Source organism: Thermomonas sp. (assembly GCF_041905325.1).
In the GTDB taxonomy this organism is placed as follows: domain Bacteria; phylum Pseudomonadota; class Gammaproteobacteria; order Xanthomonadales; family Xanthomonadaceae; genus Thermomonas.
Genome location: NZ_JAYRLK010000039.1, coordinates 1 through 1715 on the forward strand (window position 1 = coordinate 1; position 1715 = coordinate 1715).

1 protein-coding gene and 1 pseudogene are annotated in these 1715 nt (G+C 67.3%); one reads left to right on the forward strand and one right to left on the reverse strand.

Annotation, left to right across the window (positions count from 1 at the left end; all coding sequences use genetic code 11):
- A pseudogene (locus ACE3OK_RS12510) lies at positions 1-257 on the forward strand (methionine aminotransferase); the annotation flags it as partial.
- Between the two features lie 88 nt (positions 258-345).
- On the opposite strand, the gene ACE3OK_RS12515 reads toward ACE3OK_RS12510, so the two are convergent.
- Positions 346-1715: DUF3418 domain-containing protein (locus ACE3OK_RS12515; RefSeq protein WP_374249886.1), on the reverse strand; the 1370-nt coding region annotated here is incomplete at its 5' end.

Sequence of the window (1715 nt, forward strand, 5' to 3'; positions counted from 1 at the left end):
TGAAGGCCACCAAGTTCCGCCTGCTGCCCAGCGAGGGCAGCTACTTCCAGTGCGTGGACATCTCGGGCCTGGCCGTGCCCGAGCGCGACCTGCCCGAAGCCGACTTCTGCAAGTGGCTCACCACCGAAGTCGGCGTGGCCGCCATTCCGCTGTCGGCCTTCTACGGCAGCGGCTTCGACCAGCGCGTCGTGCGCTTCTGCTACGCCAAGAAGGACGAGACGCTGCAGACGGCGCTGGGGCGGCTGGCGCGGCTCTAAGGCGTCAGTCTGACACCCGCAGCACCTCGGCGGAAACGCTCTGGTCAGGGTTGAAGATCACCAGCGACGAACCTCGCCGGGCACACGGTCACTGGTTCAACTGCCCCCACACCTTGTCCAGCCGCTTGATGCTCACGGGCTGCGGCGTACGCAGCTCCTGCGCGAAGAAGCTCACGCGCAACTCTTCCAGCAGCCAGCGGAATTCGCTCATGCGGGCGTCCACCGTGCCCTTGCGCTCGGCCACCAGGCGCCAGTAGCGCTGCTCCTGCGGACGCAGCTCGGCCAGCTTTTGCGCGTCGCGCGCCGGGTCGGTGCGCAGCTTGTCCAGCCGCAACGTGATGGCCTTCAGGTAGCGGGCAAAGTGCTGGAGCTGCGGCCAGGGCGTGCTCGCCAGGAACCGTTTGGGCACCAGGCGCTGCAGCTGCTGCACCACGTCGGCGGTGGCGTCGGGCTGGTTCTTCGTGTCCTTCAGTTTGCGCATGGCGGCGCCGTATTCCAGCAGGATCACGCCCGCCAGCCGCGCCACCTCGTTGGCAATCAGCGTCAGCCGGCCGCGGCCCTCGTCCACACGGCGTTTGAAGTCGAACTCATCCTGGGGCAGCGGCTCCAGCAGGAAGGCGCGGTCCAGCGCGACGTCAATGATCTGGTCGCGCAGCTCCTCCTGCGTGCCCAGCGGCATGTAGGCCACCGCCATCTTCTGCAAGTCGGGAATGTTCTTTTCCAGGTACTTCAGCGCGTCCCTGATCCGCAGCGCAAACAGGCGTCGCAGGCCGGCGCGGTGTCTGGCAGTCGCCACCTCGGGCTCGTCGAACACCTCGATGCGCACCGCCTCGCCATCATCGATCAGCGCTGGAAAGCCAATCAGCGTCTGCCCGCCCTTGCGGATTTCCATCAGCTCCGGCATCTCGCCAAAGGTCCAGCCGGTGTAGCGCTGGTCGGCGGGCCGGGCCGGGCTGGCTGAAATTGCTACATTTTTTGTAGCGCCTTGCGCAGCATCGGTGCGGGTTTCAGCGATTTCTGGCTCTGAACCGGGCGCAGTGGCCGGGGCCGCAGCGACTTTCAGTCCCGCCAGCGCCTGGAAGGCGCCGCGCGCCTGGGCGCCCAGCTCGGCCTTCAGCGCGCCCAGGTTGCGGCCGGTGCCGAGCTGGCGGCCATGCTCGTCCACCACGCGGAAGTTCATGAACAGGTGCGCCGGCAGCATGTCGAGCTTGAAGTCGGCGCGCTTCACGTCCAGGCTGGTTTCGTCGCGCACACGCTTGAGCAGTGCGTCCGTCAGGCTGCCGTGGCCCCAGGCTTCCGGCGTGCTGAGGGCCGCCGCCAACCGGCTGGCGGATTCGGGCAACGGCACAAAGCGCGAGCGCGGACGCTGCGGCAGGCTTTTCAGCAGCGCCTGGATCTTGTCTTTCAGCATGCCGGGCACCAGCCATTCGGCCCGCTCGTCGCTCACCTGGTTCAGCA